The sequence below is a fragment of the Xanthomonas vesicatoria ATCC 35937 genome, assembly GCF_001908725.1.
Taxonomy (GTDB): Bacteria; Pseudomonadota; Gammaproteobacteria; order Xanthomonadales; family Xanthomonadaceae; genus Xanthomonas; species Xanthomonas vesicatoria.
This window is the reverse complement of sequence record NZ_CP018725.1, coordinates 4926695-4943968: the sequence shown is the minus strand read 5'-3', so window position 1 is coordinate 4943968 and position 17274 is coordinate 4926695. Positions and strand designations below refer to the sequence as shown.

The window sequence follows — 17274 nt, the reverse complement described above, 5'->3', positions numbered from 1 at the left end:
TTGCGCAGGTGGTGTCTGACAGAGCCGCACGGTCATCTAGTGCGGTTCTTCCAGTCCCGGGACCGCTCCCGGGCGCGCATTCTCGCATGCCCGGGGGTGATTTGCTAAGCGGCAACGCTTGCCTCATGCGCCCGGCTTGCGGGAAGACAAGTTACCCCCCGTGCAATGAGCGGCACCGACCAACTCAGCGATACATCGCTCAGCCTGCTTCGGCCACCAGACGCGGAGCGTTGGCGGCACCAGCCGCGCGCTTGAGCTTCTCAGCCAGCTCGGCGCAGTTGCCGCCGCAATCCAGGCGCGAGCGTTCGATTTCCTGCGGTAGGTGTTCGGCCAGGAAGTCGATGAACACGCGCACCGCCGGCAGCAGACCGCGACGTGAGGCGAACACGGCATGGCAGATGCCCTGCGGCAGCGACCAGTGCGGCAACACCACTTCCAATTCGCCGCTACGCACCGCTTCGGCGCAGACCGTTTCCGGCAGCATGGTGATGCCGAAGCCGTCGCGCGCCATGGATTGCAGCAGCGGGAAATCGAAACCGGCCAGACGCGGCTGCAGGTCCACACGGCGCATTTCGCCGTTGGGACCGTGCAGTTCCCAGCGCTGATGCGCTTCGTCCTCGCTGGTGCTCATGGTGGTGTGGTTGGCCAGCTCGCTCGGGTCTTTCGGGCGGCCGGCGCGGTCCAGATACTTGGGGCTGGCGACCAGCAATTCCTGCACCTGACCGAAGCTGCGCATCACCAGGCTGCCGTCGTCGTCCAGGCGCGACCGCACGCGTAGCGCGATGTCGTAGCCCTCGTTGATGACGTCGACGCGGCGGTTGCTGATGTTGAGCTGCAGCCGCACCTTCGGGTACTTGGCCAGAAATTCGGGCAGCAACTTGGGCAGCTGGATCTGCGCGAGCGAGACAGGAACGCTCACACGGACAAGACCGCGTGGCTCCGCGCTAAGACGATCCACCACCTCGCGCGCGGCCTGGGCCTCGGCCAGCATGGTCTGGGCATGCCGGTGCACGCTGGTGCCGACGTCCGTGACGGCGAAGCGCCGCGTGGAGCGCTGCAGCAAGCGCACGCCCAGGTCGGTTTCCAGTTGGCTGATACGGCGGCTCAGGCGCGACTTGGGAATCCCCAAAGCACGCTCGGCAGCCGCAAAGCCGCCGTGGTCCACCACCATCGCAAAGTAGTACAGGTCATTCAGGTCGTGCATGGCGCAGGTATCCATGGATAGAACGATAAGTGATATTTAACCACCTTTATCCCAACAGGGCAACGACCTAATCTGCGCCCCTCCGCGGGGTTGCCGCTTGCCCATAGATGTTCGCCATGAAGCTGCTCCATCTCGATTCCAGCGCCCTGGGCGCCAATTCCATCAGCCGCGAACTGAGTGCCGCCGCCGTCGCCCAGCAGCGCCTGCTACACCCGCAACTGCAAGTGACCTATCGCGATTTGGACCAGGAGCCGCTACCGCACCTCACCGGGCGCTCGCTGGCGCAGGCCGATGCAACCGAGGCTGCGGCGGCCGAACAGGCGATGCAGCAGTTTCTGGAAGCCGACGTCATCGTGATCGGGGCGCCGATGTACAACTTCGCGATTCCTTCCACGCTCAAGGCGTGGATCGACCGCATTGCGGTTGCCGGGCGCACCTTCCGCTACACCGCAACCGGTCCGGAAGGCCTGGCCGGCGGAAAGCGCATCATCATCGCCAGCGCGCGCGGCGGCATCTATCCCGACCGGAGCAACGACTTTCAGGAACCGTATCTGCGCCAGTTGTTCGGCTTTTTGGGCATCGAGGACATCACCTTCGTGCGCGCCGAAGGCGTGGCGTATTCGCCAGAACATCGGAGCAATGCGCTTGCGCAGGCGTTGGCCGAGCTGCAGCAGCCAGCGGAAGCTGCAGCCTGAGGGCGCAGCCCTGGCGCGGCTGGGATTGGAGAATCGGCATTGGGGATTTGTAAAAGCCGATTCCCGATAGACCGGTCACTCTACGCGGCACCTTTCCAGCACGGCACGCCGCGCAAGATGTGGTCCTGCTAATGCGCGGTGACGGCGGGCGGGCGCACCGCGCTGGCAGTGTTGCCTCGCACGCTTAGCGCCTTGCGCGTTGCCGTAAATCTCGGCAGCCTGTGGCGGCGCATTACTGCCTGCATAAAGACGGGACCAGTGATGGTCCCGTCTTTGACGTTTTTTATTTTTTCTGGACGCGACTGCCCCTCGAGCATCGAAGGCAGCGCTAGGCAGTCCGTCAGGGCTCGGGCACCTGGCGCGGTCCCGGCACCCCTTCGGTCGTCCGGCCGCGTTATGTGCTGCACGCACGGCAGGATCAAAAACCGGACTCGGCCTACAAGTGCAGCGCGATTGCCCAATCGTGCGACACCGAGCTATGTGCATCGATCCGTCAACAGCTGCCGCACGCCCGAAGCAGGCGTTTCAGCCAATGCGCTCCAGACCGCCCATGTACGGGCGCAGCACCTGCGGCACATCGATCGAGCCGTCGGCGTTCTGGTAATTCTCCATCACCGCAATCATGGCGCGGCCCACGGCAGTGCCGGAGCCGTTGAGCGAGTGCAGCAGTTCCGGCTTGCCGCTGGCCGGGTTGCGCCAGCGCGCCTGCATGCGCCGCGCCTGGAAATCGCCGCAGTTGGAGCAGGACGAAATCTCGCGATAGGTGTTCTGCGAAGGCAGCCAGACTTCCAGGTCGTAGGTCTTGATCGCCGCGAAGCCCATGTCGCCGGTGCACAGCAGCACCTTGCGATACGGCAGGCCGAGTCGCTCCAATACCACCTCGGCACAGCGCGTCATGCGCTGATGCTCGGCATCGCTGTCGTCCGGCGCGCAGGCGGTGACCAGTTCCACTTTCTCGAACTGGTGCTGGCGGATCATGCCGCGCGTGTCGCGACCCCCGCTGCCGGCTTCGGCACGGAAACACATTGAATGCGCGGTCATGCGCAGCGGCAGGCGCTCGGCATCGACGATCTCGTCGCGCACGATGTTGGTCAACGGCACTTCGGAGGTGGGGATGAGATAGCGGCGTGATTCACCCACTTCGGTCTGGAACAAATCGTCTTCGAACTTCGGTAGCTGCCCGGTGCCGCGCATCGACTCGGCATTGACCAGCAGCGGCACATTGGTTTCTTCGTAGCCATGCTCGCCGACATGCAGGTCGAGCATGAACTGCGCCAGCGCGCGATGCAGGCGTGCGATCGGCCCGCGCAATACGGTGAAACGTGCGCCCGACAACTTGGCGGCGGTTTCGCCATCCAGCCAGCCGTGCGGCGCGCCGAGTTCCACATGATCCTTGACCGAGAAATCGAAACTGCGCGGCGTGCCCCAGCGCGACTGTTCGACGTTCTCGCTCTCGTCCTTGCCCAGCGGCACATCGGCGGCCGGCAGATTGGGCAGGCCTAGCGCGATGGTTTCCAGCTTGGCGCGGATCACGTCCAGTGCGTCTTCCGACGCCTTGAGCTCATCGCCGAAACCGGCTACCTCTGCCATCAGCGCGGCCACATCCTCGCCCTTGGCCTTGGCTTGCCCGATCGCCTTGGACTTGGAATTGCGCATGCTCTGCAGTTCCTGCGTGCGCACCTGGATCCGCTTGCGCTCGCTCTCCAGCGACTCCAGTTCCGCAGTGTCCAGGGAGAAACTGCGCGTGCTGCGCAGGCGCTCGGCAAGGTCGGCGGGATGTTGGCGAAGCAGGGCCGGATCTAGCATCGGAAGTCTGTGTGTCGGTAGGAAGCACAAGATTATCGCCTGTTCCGCCACCTGCTGCGATCGATTCACCGGGGCTATGCCAGAATTACCGCGATCCTTCAGGTGAGCCCTATGCCCGCGCCCCGCCCTGCATCCGATCGTCAGATCGTCCTGCGTCTGCCCCGCCACACCCTGAAAATTGCCGGTATCGCCTTCGGCGCCGGCCTGTTGCTGTTCCTGCTGGTGTGGGCCACCGGCCGCAAGGACAATTTTTACAAGGCATCCCCGACACAGCCGACGGCTGGCACGCCGGCCGCCGACGATGCCATTCAACCGCTGCCGGCGCCGCTGCCCGCCCAGGACGGCGCCAGCGATATGCCGCAGGCCAAGCCGCCGGCAGAAACGCCGACCCTGGTGGAGACGGCACCACCAGCACCGGCTCCGTTGCCGGAAAACGCCGTTCCCGGCGCGCCAGACACCTCGGCGCCGTCCAATGCGCCAGTGGCAGGCGGCAACCGCCCGGTGCCCGTGCAGGGCCAGATGCCACCGCCGCGTTACCCGTCGGCGGCACTGCGGCGCGGCGATGCGGGCGATGTGGTCGTGCGCGTGGATGTGGATGCGACCGGTCATCCGGGCGGCGTGACCCTGGTTCAGCGCAGCGGCTCACGCGATCTGGACCGTGCGGCGATGGAAGCGGTACGCCGTTGGCGTTTTCACCCGGCCCAGCAAAATGGCCAGCCGGTGGCTGGCAGCCTGGACATCCCCTTCGAGTTCAAACCGGCCCAGTAAGCACAGCCAGGATGCTGGGCAAGCAGACTCTGGCCGTCATCGCAGGCAAGTGCAACCAACTGTTTTACAAGGCATTCGTAGCACTTCTTGGAGGACTCCAGGTTTTGCCATAGCGCCGTCAGCGCATCACTAAGCTGAATGAATACAGCCTTGTAACGGCAACCTCAGGCCTCTGCCTTAGCTGCGCCTCAGGCAGCGCCGCCCAGACTGGCTGTGTCATCCCAAAGATGCGCCAGGAGGCCGGCCATGTCCTTCATTTCGAATCCTTCTTCCCACCACACGCCGTCGCTGTCTCGCTCCTCTCCTGCAGCGTCGAGCCGTAGGCGGGATTCGCACGATGACGGTGCTTCGCCGTGGCTATGGGCGACGCTGCTGGCCTTGCTGGTGGTGATCCCGGCGTGGTGGTGGGCGCGGCACAGCGACGAGTCGTTTGCTACCGACACCGACCCTGCCCCTGTCGCGAGCCGGCAGATTCTGCCGAGCGCGGATGGCCCGCGCGCAATGACCATGATTGCCCATCAACCGGTCCGCGCGGCGATCAGCAGCGTGGATGCCAAGCCATTAGCCGGCAATACAATGCCCAGTTACCCGGCGGAAGTGGTACGTGCCGGCATTCAGGGCAATCGCACCGCACGCCTGCAACTGGACATGCAGGGTCAGGTGCGCGCGGTGAGCATCATCGACCGCAGTGGCAGTAACGATCCGCGTCTGGACGCAGCAGTGATCGAGAGCCTGCGCCAGTGGCGCTTCGAACCGGCTACGCGCGACGGCCACGCGGTGGTCAGCAGCGTGCAGGTGCCAGTCGAGTTCAGCCCCGAGCGCTGAGCCCAAAACCGGCGCCCTGTGCCAGGGTGTCGAAGCCAGGGAACGAAGTGGCGACGTTGGCGATGTCATTCACCTGCACGGTGCCGGTCGAACACTGGCCGGCAATGGCAAAGGCCATCGCAATACGATGATCGCCATGGCTTTCGATCACGCCACCGCCGATGGTGCCGCCGTGAATCGTGGCGCCATCCGGGGTTTCATCGACCTGCACGCCAAGGGTACGCAGGCCGGTGGCCATGGCAGCCAGGCGATCCGATTCCTTGACCCGCAATTCGGCCGCGCCTGTGACCACGGTTTTGCCCTTCGCGGCCGCAGCGGCGACGAACAAGGCGGGGAACTCGTCGATCATGTCCGGCACCAGCGCTTCGGGGATCTGCACCCCCTGCAATGGCGCGTAGCGCACGCGCAGATCGGCCACCGGTTCGCCGCCGTGTTCGGCATGGTTTTCCTCGCTGATGTCCGCGCCCATCAAACGCAGCGCGGCCAGCAACCCGGTGCGGCGCGGGTTCAAGCCCACCGCGCGCAGCACCACTTCCGAATCGGGAATGATGCTGGCAGCGACGATAAAAAACGCTGCCGACGAAAAGTCCGCAGGCACCGCAATGTCGGTCGCACGCAAACGCTGGCCGCCACGCAAGCGCGCGGTGCCCGGCGAGAACGCGATCTCCACACCGAATGCAGACAACATGCGCTCGGTGTAGTCGCGCGTAGGATGCGGTTCGGTCACCGAGGTCTCGCCTTGCGCATACAGACCTGCCAGCAGCACTGCGGATTTGACCTGCGCACTGGCAACTTGCGACACAAAGTCGATGCCGTGCAACGGCTGGCCGCCGTGCACATGCAAGGGCGGCGTGCCGTCGTCCTGGGTCAGGATCTTCGCCCCCATCTGCGCCAACGGGCCGGTTACGCGCCGCATCGGCCGCTTGGACAAGGACGCATCGCCGACCAGCACGCTGTCAAAGCGCTGCGCAGCCAACAGGCCGGCGAGCAGACGCATGCCGGTACCGGCGTTGCCGCAATCCAGCGCCTCTGTAGGCGGCTGCAAGCCGTCCACGCCAACGCCATGTACGATGCGCTGCGATGCCGACGGCGTATCGATCCGCACGCCCAGCTTGGCGAAAATGGCCGCGGTCGAGCGCGTGTCTTCGCCTTCGAGAAATCCGTCGATCTGCGAAATGCCATCGGCCAGTGCGGCAAACATCACCGCACGATGCGACACCGACTTGTCGCCGGGAATGGCCAAGGTCCCGCGCAATGCGCTGCCTTGCTGCGCGACCCAATGTTGCGTGCTGCTGCTCATGCGAATGATCCGATTGCTGCGCGGCCATGCAGGCGATGCGCTTGGTAAGAGTTGGCAGCGCCGTCATCGCCGGAGCGGCGGCGCGCCGGGTGGGCGGCTGGCCGAGTGCTTAGGGAATCGCCACCGGATACGAGCCCAGCACCTTGATCTGTGCCGAATGCGCTTCCAGCTCGGCAAGCGCCTGCTTCATCGCATCGTCTTCCACATGGCCGACCAGGTCGATGAAAAACCCGTATTCCCACTTGGCTTGATGCGAGGGCCGCGACTCGATGCGGTTCATGCTGATGCCGTGCCGTGCGAACGGGCTGAGCACATCGAACAGCGCGCCCGGCTTGTCGTGGATGAACACCAGCACCGAGGTACGGTCGTGCCCGGACGACGGGAATATCTGCCGGCCGATCACCAAAAAGCGCGTGGTGTTGTCGTCGTCGTCCTCGATCGACTTCATGATGACTTTCTTCAAGCCATATACATGCGCGGCGCTCTCGCCGCCGATGGCTGCAGCATCTTCTGCATTGCGGGCGCGTCGCGCGCCCTCTGCATTGCTGGAGACCGCAATCTTTTCCACCTTGGGCAAGTGCGAGCGCAGCCAGCCGGCAGTCTGTGCGAAGGATTGCGAATGCGCGTAGATGCGCTCGATATCTTCCAGCCGGCCGTTGCGCGAGAGCAGGTATTGATGCACGCGCAACTCGACTTCGCCGCAGATTTTGAGGTTGGAGGTCAGGAACATATCCAGCGTGACCTGGATGGTGCCCTGTCCCGAATTTTCCACGGGTACCACGCCGAAATCAGCGTTGCCCGCTTCCACTTCCTGGAACACTTCCTCGATGGTCGCCATCGGCAGGCCCACGGCCGAGCGGCCGAAATGCTTGAGCACGGCCTGCTGGCTGAAGGTTCCTTCCGGGCCGAGGTAACCGATCTTCAACGGCTCCTGCTGGGCCAGGCAGGCCGACATGATTTCGCGATACACGTGCACCAGCACTTCATCGCTGAGCGGGCCTTCGTTGCGGTCCACCACCATGCGCAGCACCTGCGCTTCGCGCTCGGGGCGGTAGTAATCCACCGCTGCGGCAAGCTTGCCCTTGGCTTTGCCGACCTGATGGGCAAAGTTGGCGCGCTCGGCGATCAAGGCCTGAATGGTGCGGTCGATCTCGTCGATCTTGGCGCGCACGTCGGCCAGCACCGGCGCGGCAGCAGCCGGCTTGCCGAGGGCCTTGCCCGGCTTGGCCGCGGGCTTGGCCGCGGGCTTGGCAACCGGCTTGGCCACCGATGCGTCTGCCGACGTGCTCGCTGTTCTGGTCTTGCTGCCCTTGGCAGCAGCGGGTTTGTTGGACTTGGGAGCCATCGCTGGGGCATTCCTTGAGAAACGGCGCAAGCGCCTGCGCGGCCTGCGCCGCGGTCGAAGATAGGACTCAGCCGTGACGCTGCTGAAAGTCATGCATGAAGGCCACCAGCGCCTGCGCGCCAGCCACCGGCATGGCGTTGTAAAGCGAGGCGCGAATGCCACCGACGGCCTTGTGGCCCTTCAATGCCAACAGACCGGCGGCCTTGGATTCGCTGACGAACAACGCGTCCAGCTGCTCGCTTGGCAGGAAGAACGGGATGTTCATGCGCGAGCGCACGGCCGGCTTGATCAGGTTGCGATAGAACCCTCCGGAGCGATCGATGGCGCCGTACACCAACGCGGCTTTCTCGGCATTGCGACGCGCAAACTCTTCTACCCCGCCCTGCTCCAGCATCCACTTCACGGTGAGCCCGAGCAGATACCAGTTCCAGGTCGGCGGGGTGTTGAGCATCGAATCGCGCGCGGCATGCGAGGCGTAGTTGAAGATGTCCGCACGCGGTTGGCCGGCGCGCTCCAGCAGATCGCGACGCACGATCAGCACCGAAATACCGACCGGGCCCAGATTCTTTTGCGCACCGGCGTAGATCAATCCATACCGCGAAACATCCAGCGGCTCGGACGCAATCGATGAACTGAAATCGGCAAACAGCGGCAGCGTACCGACGTCCGGCGTGTCGCGAAATTCGACGCCGTGGATGGTCTCATTGGCAGTGATGTGCACGTAGGCCGAGTGCGGCGACAAGGTCCAGCTGGCCGCCGGCGGGATGTCGATAAACCCGTCTGCCTGCGCGTCTGCGGCAATGCGTGCATCCACGTACGGCACCGCCTGCTTGATCGCGGTCTTGCCCCAGTGCCCGCTTATCACATAATCGGCGGCCTGACCGGGCGCGGCGAAATTCAGCGGCAGCAGCGCCTGGATGGTGGTGGCGCCACCGGCGGTAAACAGCACCGCATAGTCGTCCGGAATCGACAACAAGCTGCGCAGGTCGGCTTCTGCCGCGGCCGCCACGGCCATGAAATCCGCGCTGCGATGGCTGATTTCCACGATCGAGGCGCCCACGCCATTCCACTCGACCATCTCCGCCTGCGCCTGCCGCAGGACCGATTCCGGCAATGTCGCAGGGCCGGCACTGAAATTGAACGCGCGTGTCATGGCACACCTTGTCGAGCTAGCCTTCTAGTATGCCGCAGCGCATCGGGCTTGGCAGCGGGCAAAAAAGTTGCAGCTGCATCCTTTTGACTGAGCCTCACGTAACGTGGTGACAGCCACGGGACGAACTTTCATCCCGGTGGGCTACTCTCACGCTGCAGCCACTGCCGGAGCCTGCCATGTCGTTTCGCGATGCCTTCAAACTGCCGTCCAGCGAGATCACCGATGAGTCCGTCTACCGTGACCGACGCCGGCTGCTGCAGCTGTTTGCGCTGACGCCGGCACTGGGCATTGCCGGATGCGCCGAGGCGGACCCGCCACCACCGCCCAAGACCGTGGTGACGCCGGCGCAGGCCCGTAGCGGCTTCCGCACCGCCGAAGAACTGACCAAGCTGGAGGACGTCACCAGCTACAACAACTTCTACGAGTTCGGCACCGACAAGACCGATCCATCGAAGGCCGCCAAAACGCTCAAGCTGTCGGCATGGTCGGTGAAGGTCAGCGGCGAATGCGAAAAGCCCGGCAGCCTGTCGCTGGACGAATTGCTCAAGGGCATCGCCCCGGAAGAGCGCATTTACCGGCTGCGGTGCGTGGAAGGCTGGTCGATGGTGATCCCATGGACCGGCGTGCCGCTGGGCGAGGTGCTCAAGCGCTTTGCGCCGACCTCCAAGGCCAAGTACGTGGCCTTCACCACGCTGGCCGACCCACAGCAGATGCCAGGCGTGCGCTACCGTTCGATCGATTGGCCTTACCGCGAAGGCTTGCGCATCGATGAAGCGATGCACCCATTGACATTGCTGGCCACCGGCCTGTACGGCAAGCCATTGCCGCAGCAGAACGGTGCGCCGTTGCGGCTGGTAGTACCGTGGAAATACGGCTTCAAGAGCATCAAGTCGATCGTGGAAATTCGCTTCGTCGAAAAGATGCCGGAGACTGCCTGGCACGATCTGCAGCCGTCCGAGTACGGGTTCTTTTCCAACGTCAATCCGGCGGTCGACCACCCGCGCTGGAGCCAGAAGACCGAGCGCCGCATCGCGGGCACCGCCAGCAAGTTGTTTGCCGAACGCATCGCAACCAAGCCGTTCAACGGCTATGCCGACCAGGTGGCATCGCTGTATGCAGGCATGGACTTGAAGAAGTGGTTCTAGGCCCGCAAGACCCAACGTGATCTACCGCGTAGGAGCGCACCACGGCGCGACGGGGCATCACCCGGAAGGCTCGTCGTGCTCTGGTGCGCTCCTACGTTTCATGCCAGCGCGCGTCGCACGTCGGCGCGGCATTGCTTCCCCCTTCGAGATCGCATGGCCAAGACGTCTACTTCCCTGATTGCCGCCAAGGTGGCGGTGCATGCCGCCGCACTGACGCCGATCGCACTGCTGGCCTGGCAGTTCTGGCAGGTGTGGCAGACCGGCAGTGATGCGCTCGGCGCCGACCCGGTGGCCGAGATCGAGCATCGCACCGGGCTGTGGGCGCTGCGCTTTCTGTTGATCACGCTGGCGATCACCCCGCTACGCCAGCTCACCGGCCAGGCCGTGCTGATCCGCTTCCGCCGCATGCTGGGGCTGTACGCGTTTTTCTACGCCAGCGTGCACCTGGCGGTGTATCTGAGCCTGGATCTGCGCGGCTTCTGGACGCAGATCTTCGAAGAGATCCTCAAACGCCCCTACATCACCGTGGGCTTTGCGGCATGGCTGTTGTTGCTGCCGTTGGCAATCACCTCGACCCAGGGCTGGATGCGTCGGCTCAAGCGCAACTGGGGCCGCCTGCACCAGTTGATCTATCCGATCGGCGTGCTGGCAGTGCTGCATTTCTGGTGGCTGGTGAAGTCCGATATCCGCGAGCCGGCGCTGTATGCCGGCATCCTGACCGCCCTGCTGGGCTGGCGAGTGTGGAAAAAACTCAGCGCGCGCCGAACCACAGCAACGCGCTCAGCGCCGCCGCCAGCAACACCGCGCTAAGCAGCAGCCACGGCCAACGCGCCACCTTCATCGGCGCGCGCACCGGATCGGTGGTGGCGCGCTGCGGGGGTGGCGGCTCTGAATCGAGGATGTCCCAGGTGGTGCCGTGATGGATGCGCGGCACCTCGACCACAAAGCGGTGGCGGCCATCGAACACGACTTGGTCACCGGCCTGCAGCCAGCCATCGCGCACCTGCACGCCATTGATCCAGCTACCCTCTTCCGACCCCAGATCGCGCATCAGCACGCGGTCGCCGTGACGCTCCAGGCGTGCGTGCTGTGCAGCGAAGGCCGGATCGTCGATGAGGATGTCCGATGCCGGGTCGCTGCCGACCAGACGCGAGCGGTCCAGAGTGAAGCTGCGCCCGTGATGACGACCGCCCAGCCCACGTAATAGCAAGCAGACTTCGCTCAGGCCGGCATCGTCTGGCGGCGCATCGTTGGCTGGTGCGCTGGAGGGCGCACTGCGCAACAGCATCTCCACGCCGTCGGCATAGATCGCATCGCCCGGACGCAGCAGCGCCATGCGGCGCACCGGGCGCCCGTTGACGTGGATGCCGCGGATGCCGTTGGCCACCTGAAGCCACAGACCGCGTTGGTCCAGGCAGAACTGCGCCAACAGCAGCGCCCCCTGGGCATCAGCCACCACCCGTACGCTGCCGGAGGCATGACGGACGATCCGGTGGACGCCGGGCTTGAGGGAATGATCCGGCTGCTGCCGGTGAGTGAAATGAACTTGCAGGTCGCGCACCCGCCGCAGACTAGCAGGTTTGCTCACGCCAGCGGCCAACAACGTCGCGCTTGATCGAATGCCGGCAGCGCGCGCCGTCGATGTCGTGCATGTGCAGAACCCGTGCCGCGGGTTCGACATGCGGGCCGCGCCGCTCATCGCATCGCTGGGCGGTCGCTCGGCTCGCCTCGAGGCGCCTTGCCACGTACCGCCACACTTGGAGCCAGACACGCGCATGCGCACAATGCGCCACTACTTTCGTCTTTCCCAGGCAACTCATGTCCAGCATCGATATCCGCCACGACCATTCCCTGCCACCGGCACAGGCCCGCGCGGCCATCGACGAGGCGGCGCGCAAGCTGACCGATCGCTATGGCGTCGCTTCGCATTGGGAAGGCGACACCTTGCGCATCTCCCGCGCCGGTGTGGATGGCGCGATCGCACTGCTGCCGCAGCAGGTGCATGTCACAGCCGAGCTCGGCTTCCTGCTGTCGGCCATGCAGCCGATGGTGGAATCGGAAATCCGCCGCCTGCTCTCGGAAAAGCTGGCCTGATCGAACGCGTTTCTGTCAGTGCTTCAGCGCCAAGTCACCCGCCCCGCAGGCGATGGGCGGATGCTTTGGTCCTGCCGGTCGGGCACTGCTTCACCTGCCCGATGCAGGGCTGGCACTAGGGTGAACGCAACGTCACTTTGGCAATCGACAGGAGCATCGCATGACGACCGCATACGATCAGAACGGTAACCGCGATAGCACGGCATCGGGCTTTCAGGCTCAGGCGGAGCAGATCTCGCGGCGGCTTGGCGAGTCCGCGCAGACCGTGTGGCTGGCCGGACTTGGCGCACTAGGCCGCGTGCAGAGCGAAGGCGGCAAGTTGTTCGACTCGCTGGTGCGTGAAGGCGCTGCCTATGAGCGCACCGGGCAGCGCAAGGCTGCCGACAGCGTGGACGAGCTGCGCGAAGAAGTGGAGACCCAGTTCGAGCAGGCCCGCGATACCGCAGTGCGCGGCTGGGACAAGTTGGGCAAGGCGTTCGACGACCGGGTCAAAGGCGTGCTGCGCACGCTCAATATTCCCGAACAAGACGAACTGGAAAACCTGCGTCGCGAGGTCGAATCGTTGAAGGCGCAAGTGCGCGCCAATACCGCCGCAACCAAGCGGGCGAACCGCACTGCAAATCAGGCGGCGCAGGCTGCCAGCAGCGACACGGGCGGCGCGGGCGCGTCGACAGGCAATACGTCTGGGACCGGCAATCCCGCTGCGTTCGACGGAGAATAAGCGTGACCGCCGCTGGTGATTGCGGAATCTGTGCCCCAGCGGCGGCTAGATGCCGGTAGTACTCGGATCTGCACGTGGGTTGCCCGTGCAGATCTTCAAAAGATGGATCATCCGTGCCGCTAGCGACATTGAGATGTCCTTTGAGGTGCCCTTCAGGTGGACGTTGACGAGCGCCAGAACAAGCGGGACGCCACCGCACTTGATGGTGCGCCATCAGAGGCGGTTCAAGGCCGTTAGTCACGCTTGCACGCCGGTGGACGGTCACTCGCTACACTTAAGCGCGATGTTGCAAAGCAACATTATTTTGCAGACAATCGGGAACGACCCGCCAGTCCTGTACCACGAAGTCCGTTTGCTCCCCTCCCCTCACGGCTTCGGACTGGCGGGTCTTTCGTCGTCTGGGTCACGGCTCGTGACATCCTCGCCTGCGATCCATTGACGAAACCTGCGCGAAGGATTCTTCTAGGCGCACCGATTCGTTATACGCGCCATACCTTCGCTTGATGCTTATGCCTTCCTGGATCTTGGCGCTCCTGGCTGCACTGCTGCTCTGGCTCGCGGTGTCTGCCTATTTCTGGCTGGTGCGGCGCCGCGCCAATGAAACCGATGCCGGCATCCGCGCCCTGGCGGCCATGCACTGGCGCGATTTTTCTGCAGTGGTGCTGCGGGTTCTGCAGGAGCAGCGCGGCTGGCAACCCACCCAGCTGCCGCAGGACGGTCTGCCGACCGCCGACTTCATGATGCAGACCGATCACGGCACGCGCCTGGTGGCCTGCAAACATGGTCGCGGCTATCGCATCGGCGTGGCGGCAGTGAACGAGCTAGGCGCAATGGCGCGACTGGCCGGCGCCGGTGGCGGGGTGATGGTGACCGAAGGCCGCATGGAGCGCGAAGGCCTGGCCGCCGCAGAAAAGCAATCCATCGAAGTCCTGGATGGAACGCGGCTATGGCCGCTGCTCAAGCCATATCTGCCGGGCGATGTAGAGACCGGCGTGGTCAACATGGCGCGGCGACGGGCGATCCGCCACAGCATCATCGCCGGTGCCGCATTGGCCACGCTGGCGCTGACCGTCGTGCTAGCGCTACGCCCGCCCGAGCCGGCATCGACACCGGCGCAGACAGCGGCCGCACCGCAGGCACCGGCTGCTGCGGAACCGGGCACGCCATCAGCGGCCATCTCGCCAGTGACTGCCCCGCAACCTGCCCCCGCTGCGGGGTCAACGACGGCCGCCACTGCCCCGCCCATCAATGGGCTTGAGCCCGACGACGCAACCCTGCAGGGCTATCGTCACGAGGTATCCAAGACGTTGGCACAGACGCCAGGTTTGGTGCGTGGCATCTGGATCACCCAGGCTACGCTGGCGGTGGACCGCACCGTGGAAGACAGCGTGGCTTGGCCATTGATCTGCAAGGAGCTTGAACGCTACCCCTACCTGCGCACGGCCCGCGTGCAGCTCAATCCGCGCCCCGGTGTGGACGAGCCGGTGCGCTGGCGGCAGTGCACCACGATTTGACGAGGTGCGGCCGATAGCAGGTGACGACGAGCAGATTGCGCGGCACGCACCAACCACAGCAGTTTGCTGTGGGCACGACTGGTCGGGACGGCAATCTTGTTCACCATCCCCTGCAAACTGGCGCAGACCTCAGCACGATTGGCTGCACGCTCGCTCTGGCGCGCCACAGAGGTACAGGCGGGCCATCGGCAGCATATGACGGTGCGAGACTGTATTAGCCCGATCTCACCAGAGCAGGGGTCATGCGCATGATCGGCGGCAGCCAGATATCGCGACGCAGCGGTATCGGTTTGATGCCTGCAACCATCCAAGTCACGCGCTGCAAGCGTGATAGTGGATACACGGAGTTGCCGACCCGCGACTCAGACGTATTCCGCGTTCGATCTGTAGAGTGTCTGCCGCCGCTGACCAACGCTGGCGGCCATGCCTGCTGCACGTCGATGTCGATCTCGCCAACATCAAAAACAGCACCGTGACCGCCACCCCGTCCAAATATCCCGGCACCCGCCCTCACCGCATCCCGGGCGCGAACCGCGCTACCAGATCGTACGAGCCACCCAGAAACATTTGGCGCACATAGGTCACCGGTTGATCGCCACGCCAGGTGTGGCGGTCGATCACCAGGCACGCCGCACCTTCGTTGACCTGCAGGCACTTGGCTTGCGCTGCGTCGACGCTGACCGCACTGATGCGGTGCTCGGCGCGCGTCCACGGCACGTTGCGCAACAGCCAGCTCCCGGGCGCCATATCGGTGAATGTCTGCGCCAAGGCGTCGGGCACGGTAGTCACATCGATCACGCGCTGCTCCAGCGCGAACGGGCTGCCGTCGGCCAGATGCACGCTTTCCAGCGCCAGCAGCTTGCCGGTGCTGCCCAGCGCACGCTCCTGCGGCACCCGCTGGCGCACGCTGCGCAGCCGACGCGATAACAGCGAAAACGTGTAGAGGTGACCGCGCGTGGTCATTTCCACTTCGATATCCGGGATCGAGAGCGCCACCTGCTCCAGATGCGGATGCGGCCGGGCCACGAACGAACCGGTGCGGCGGCGGCGCTCGATCATGCCGGCATCGGCTAACAAGCCGAGCACCTTGTTGACGGTCATGCGCGAACAGCCGTACTGCGTCATCAGCTCATGTTCGGGCGGGATGCGGTGGCCGGGCGGCCAGTCGCCGCTATGAATGCGGTGTTCCAGATCGTGCCGGATACGTTGATGCAAGGTGCCGGGCGCGGCAGTGGGGGTGGCGGTCAAAACTGCGGTCTCCGGTCAGACCTGCATTGTGCGCGCATCGTCTCAATTGCCCAGCACTGTTCGCAACACTTCGGCAAACCGCGTGGCAATGCGGGCGCGATCGACATGCCGCCCATCGCACACCACCTGCCGCCCGGCGCGCCACACGTGACGCACCGCGGTGGCGCGCGCGGCGAACAGCCAGCTATCCAGCAATGCATCGTCGCTGCGTGCGAGCAGGGACGGATGGGCGGCGTCCAGCTCCACCAGATCGGCCGCGGCACCCGGCTGGATTCTGTGCCACGCCATACCCAGCGCCTGCGCTGCACCCTCGCCCGCCCGGTCGTACAACCAGCGCCCGCTCGACACGTCGGCAGGCGCGAGCACGTTGCGCGCCTGCAGGCGCAGTCGCTGGCCGTATTCGAGCAGGCGCAGTTCTTCGGCCGCATCGATCAACACGTTCGAATCCGAGCCCACCCCAAAACGCCCGCCGGCCGCAACGAATGCACGCATCGGAAACAGCCCGTCGCCCAGATTGGCCTCGGTGATCGGGCACAGCCCGACCACCGCGCCACTCTCGGCAATCGCCTGCAGCTCGCTGGCATCCACGTGCGTGGCATGCACCAGACACCAGCACGCCGCCACCGGTGCGTTGGCCAGCAACCATTGCACCGGGCGCTGGCCCGACCACGCCAGGCAGGCGTCGACTTCGCGCTGCTGCTCGGCGATATGGATATGGATCGGGCCATCGGTGAGCGGCACCAGCGCCTGCAGTTGCTGCGGCGTGACCGCGCGCAAGCTGTGCGGTGCCAGTCCGAGCACGGCATCCGGCAGCGACTGGAGACTGTGCCTGCAGTCGTCGAGCAGGCGCGCAAAGCCATCGATGTCATGGATCAGGCGCTTTTGCGCAGCGCTCGGTGCAGCCCCGCCGAAATCCGAATGCGCGTAGAACACCGGCAGCAAGGTCAGGCCGATGCCGGTGTTAGCAGCCGCAGCGGCGATGCGCTCGGACATCTCGCCGGCCTGCGCGTACGGCGCGCCGCTGACGGTGTGGTGCAGGTAATGGAATTCGCCAACCCGGGTGAAACCGCTCTCCAGCATTTCCACATACGCCTGCTCGGCGATCGCCTGCAGGCTGTCCGGGTCCAGCCGCTCGACGAAGCGGTACATCAGCTCGCGCCAGCTCCAGAAGCTGTCGCCGCTGCGTCCGCCGACTTCGGTCAGGCCGGCCATGCCGCGCTGGAACGCATGGCTGTGCAGGTTGCCCAACCCTGGTACCAGCACCTCGGCGCGGGTATCGGTGGCGGCCGCGGCTGCATCGGCTTGCACGGTGGCGATGCGCCCCTGGTCCAGGGTGATCCGGACGCCGCTCGCCCAGCCATTGGGCAACAGCGCCCGCGCTGCCCACAACGCTCGTACCGGTTGGTCTGCCACTGGACACCCTCGATTGACGACTTTATTGTATATACATATCAGA

The 17274-nt window shown here is 64.9% G+C and carries 17 protein-coding genes; 9 read left to right on the top strand and 8 right to left on the bottom strand.

The genetic code is table 11. The annotated features are described in order from the left end of the window. Positions 1–199: 199 nt before the first annotated feature. Positions 200–1219: a LysR family transcriptional regulator gene (locus BJD12_RS21615; RefSeq protein ID WP_005991168.1), complete on the bottom strand. Its 1020-nt coding sequence runs from the start codon at positions 1217–1219 to the stop codon at positions 200–202. 101 nt (positions 1220–1320) lie between these two features. On the opposite strand from BJD12_RS21615, the gene BJD12_RS21610 reads away from it, so the two are divergent. Further along, positions 1321–1899, top strand: coding sequence for an FMN-dependent NADH-azoreductase (locus BJD12_RS21610; protein ID WP_042827873.1), 579 nt, complete (start codon positions 1321–1323; stop codon positions 1897–1899). A 525-nt stretch (positions 1900–2424) separates the two neighbouring features. Here BJD12_RS21610 and serS read toward each other — a convergent pair. Beyond that, positions 2425–3705, bottom strand: coding sequence for a serine--tRNA ligase (gene serS / locus BJD12_RS21605; RefSeq protein ID WP_005991172.1), 1281 nt, complete (start codon positions 3703–3705; stop codon positions 2425–2427). 111 nt (positions 3706–3816) lie between these two features. On the opposite strand from serS, the gene BJD12_RS21600 reads away from it, so the two are divergent. Beyond that, positions 3817–4473: an energy transducer TonB gene (locus tag BJD12_RS21600; RefSeq protein WP_005991174.1), complete on the top strand. Its 657-nt coding sequence runs from the start codon at positions 3817–3819 to the stop codon at positions 4471–4473. A gap of 246 nt (positions 4474–4719) precedes the next feature. After that, complete coding sequence (locus BJD12_RS21595; protein WP_080553063.1) at positions 4720–5298, top strand: energy transducer TonB; 579 nt, start codon at positions 4720–4722, stop codon at positions 5296–5298. On the opposite strand, the gene aroA is transcribed toward BJD12_RS21595, so the two are convergent. The 3 genes from aroA to serC form a co-directional block, all read right to left on the bottom strand. Further along, on the bottom strand, positions 5282–6598 hold the full coding sequence (gene aroA, locus BJD12_RS21590) for a 3-phosphoshikimate 1-carboxyvinyltransferase (protein WP_005991178.1): 1317 nt from the start codon (positions 6596–6598) through the stop codon (positions 5282–5284). The two genes, BJD12_RS21595 and aroA, sit on opposite strands and share 17 nt — an antisense overlap. Before the next feature lie 109 nt (positions 6599–6707). Then, positions 6708–7943 carry a prephenate dehydratase gene (pheA, locus tag BJD12_RS21585; protein WP_005991180.1) on the bottom strand — a complete coding sequence of 412 codons (1236 nt, stop codon included), beginning with the start codon at positions 7941–7943 and terminating at the stop codon, positions 6708–6710. 67 nt (positions 7944–8010) lie between these two features. Beyond that, positions 8011–9096: a 3-phosphoserine/phosphohydroxythreonine transaminase gene (gene serC / locus BJD12_RS21580; protein WP_005991182.1), complete on the bottom strand. Its 1086-nt coding sequence runs from the start codon at positions 9094–9096 to the stop codon at positions 8011–8013. A gap of 176 nt (positions 9097–9272) precedes the next feature. Between serC and msrP the strand changes: the two genes are divergently transcribed. Both msrP and msrQ read left to right on the top strand, forming a co-directional pair. Next, positions 9273–10241, top strand: a complete 969-nt coding sequence (msrP, locus tag BJD12_RS21575) for a protein-methionine-sulfoxide reductase catalytic subunit MsrP (protein WP_005991184.1) — start codon at positions 9273–9275, stop codon at positions 10239–10241. A 153-nt stretch (positions 10242–10394) separates the two neighbouring features. After that, positions 10395–11051 (top strand): protein-methionine-sulfoxide reductase heme-binding subunit MsrQ, encoded by a 657-nt coding sequence (msrQ, locus tag BJD12_RS21570; protein ID WP_005991186.1) that lies wholly within the window; start codon positions 10395–10397, stop codon positions 11049–11051. Here msrQ and BJD12_RS21565 read toward each other — a convergent pair. Beyond that, positions 10993–11802 (bottom strand): FHA domain-containing protein, encoded by an 810-nt coding sequence (locus BJD12_RS21565; protein ID WP_042827864.1) that lies wholly within the window; start codon positions 11800–11802, stop codon positions 10993–10995. The two genes, msrQ and BJD12_RS21565, sit on opposite strands and share 59 nt — an antisense overlap. A gap of 257 nt (positions 11803–12059) precedes the next feature. Between BJD12_RS21565 and BJD12_RS21560 the strand changes: the two genes are divergently transcribed. The 4 genes from BJD12_RS21560 (at position 12060) to BJD12_RS24670 (ending at position 15046) form a co-directional block, all read left to right on the top strand. Continuing rightward, positions 12060–12335 carry a polyhydroxyalkanoic acid system family protein gene (locus tag BJD12_RS21560; RefSeq protein WP_005991192.1) on the top strand — a complete coding sequence of 92 codons (276 nt, stop codon included), beginning with the start codon at positions 12060–12062 and terminating at the stop codon, positions 12333–12335. 160 nt (positions 12336–12495) lie between these two features. Next, positions 12496–13056, top strand: a complete 561-nt coding sequence (locus BJD12_RS21555) for a phasin family protein (protein WP_005991194.1) — start codon at positions 12496–12498, stop codon at positions 13054–13056. Between the two features lie 503 nt (positions 13057–13559). Then, complete coding sequence (locus BJD12_RS21545; RefSeq protein ID WP_042827866.1) at positions 13560–14570, top strand: restriction endonuclease; 1011 nt, start codon at positions 13560–13562, stop codon at positions 14568–14570. 242 nt (positions 14571–14812) lie between these two features. After that, the gene (locus tag BJD12_RS24670) at positions 14813–15046 is read left to right on the top strand and encodes a hypothetical protein (protein ID WP_139052584.1); all 234 of its coding nucleotides are present in this window, start codon (positions 14813–14815) and stop codon (positions 15044–15046) included. Positions 15047–15080: 34 nt separating this feature from the next. Here the strand turns inward: BJD12_RS24670 and hutC are convergent, their stop codons facing one another. Together hutC and BJD12_RS21535 are read right to left on the bottom strand one after the other, a co-directional pair. After that, positions 15081–15818: a histidine utilization transcriptional repressor HutC gene (gene hutC / locus BJD12_RS21540; protein WP_005991201.1), complete on the bottom strand. Its 738-nt coding sequence runs from the start codon at positions 15816–15818 to the stop codon at positions 15081–15083. Positions 15819–15860: 42 nt separating this feature from the next. Next, positions 15861–17231, bottom strand: a complete 1371-nt coding sequence (locus BJD12_RS21535) for a formimidoylglutamate deiminase (protein WP_039422888.1) — start codon at positions 17229–17231, stop codon at positions 15861–15863. Between the last annotated feature and the right edge of the window lie 43 nt (positions 17232–17274).

What these genes read in the sequence shown, in the direction of transcription:
- pheA (WP_005991180.1), bottom strand. Translation starts at nt 7,943, where the DNA reads ATGGCTCCCAAGTCCAACAAACCCGCTGCTGCCAAGGGCAGCAAGACC.
- BJD12_RS21615 (WP_005991168.1), bottom strand. Translation starts at nt 1,219, where the DNA reads ATGGATACCTGCGCCATGCACGACCTGAATGACCTGTACTACTTTGCG.
- BJD12_RS21600 (WP_005991174.1), top strand. Translation starts at nt 3,817, where the DNA reads ATGCCCGCGCCCCGCCCTGCATCCGATCGTCAGATCGTCCTGCGTCTG.
- BJD12_RS21595 (WP_080553063.1), top strand. Translation starts at nt 4,720, where the DNA reads ATGTCCTTCATTTCGAATCCTTCTTCCCACCACACGCCGTCGCTGTCT.
- msrQ (WP_005991186.1), top strand. Translation starts at nt 10,395, where the DNA reads ATGGCCAAGACGTCTACTTCCCTGATTGCCGCCAAGGTGGCGGTGCAT.
- serS (WP_005991172.1), bottom strand. Translation starts at nt 3,705, where the DNA reads ATGCTAGATCCGGCCCTGCTTCGCCAACATCCCGCCGACCTTGCCGAG.
- BJD12_RS21555 (WP_005991194.1), top strand. Translation starts at nt 12,496, where the DNA reads ATGACGACCGCATACGATCAGAACGGTAACCGCGATAGCACGGCATCG.
- BJD12_RS21610 (WP_042827873.1), top strand. Translation starts at nt 1,321, where the DNA reads ATGAAGCTGCTCCATCTCGATTCCAGCGCCCTGGGCGCCAATTCCATC.
- BJD12_RS21545 (WP_042827866.1), top strand. Translation starts at nt 13,560, where the DNA reads ATGCTTATGCCTTCCTGGATCTTGGCGCTCCTGGCTGCACTGCTGCTC.
- msrP (WP_005991184.1), top strand. Translation starts at nt 9,273, where the DNA reads ATGTCGTTTCGCGATGCCTTCAAACTGCCGTCCAGCGAGATCACCGAT.
- BJD12_RS21560 (WP_005991192.1), top strand. Translation starts at nt 12,060, where the DNA reads ATGTCCAGCATCGATATCCGCCACGACCATTCCCTGCCACCGGCACAG.
- BJD12_RS24670 (WP_139052584.1), top strand. Translation starts at nt 14,813, where the DNA reads ATGCGCATGATCGGCGGCAGCCAGATATCGCGACGCAGCGGTATCGGT.
- serC (WP_005991182.1), bottom strand. Translation starts at nt 9,096, where the DNA reads ATGACACGCGCGTTCAATTTCAGTGCCGGCCCTGCGACATTGCCGGAA.
- aroA (WP_005991178.1), bottom strand. Translation starts at nt 6,598, where the DNA reads ATGAGCAGCAGCACGCAACATTGGGTCGCGCAGCAAGGCAGCGCATTG.